Below are 233 nucleotides of genomic sequence, written 5' to 3'. Positions count from 1 at the left end.
GCGTCAACCTGAGCCATCAGCTCGCGGATCGCGTCTTCACCGATCTTCTTGTCGCTGTCTTCAAGAGCAGCAAGCGCGGAGCCCTTGACGATCGGAATGTCATCGCCCGGGAAGTCGTAGGACGACAGAAGTTCGCGAACTTCAAGCTCGACGAGCTCGAGAAGCTCGGCGTCGTCAACCTGGTCGACCTTGTTGAGGAACACGACGATCGCCGGAACGCCAACCTGACGGGC

Annotated in this window: 1 protein-coding gene; it reads right to left on the bottom strand. The window is 59.7% G+C overall.

Annotated features, from left to right (window positions below):
• Positions 1–233 (bottom strand): GTP-binding protein (locus tag FS804_RS24820; protein WP_246665960.1); only part of this gene is annotated, 233 nt, incomplete at both ends.

It is taken from the genome of Agrobacterium sp. DE0009 (assembly GCF_007680755.1).
Classification (GTDB): domain Bacteria; phylum Pseudomonadota; class Alphaproteobacteria; order Rhizobiales; family Rhizobiaceae; genus Agrobacterium; species Agrobacterium tumefaciens_B.
This window is presented reverse-complemented; position numbering and strand designations above follow the sequence as displayed.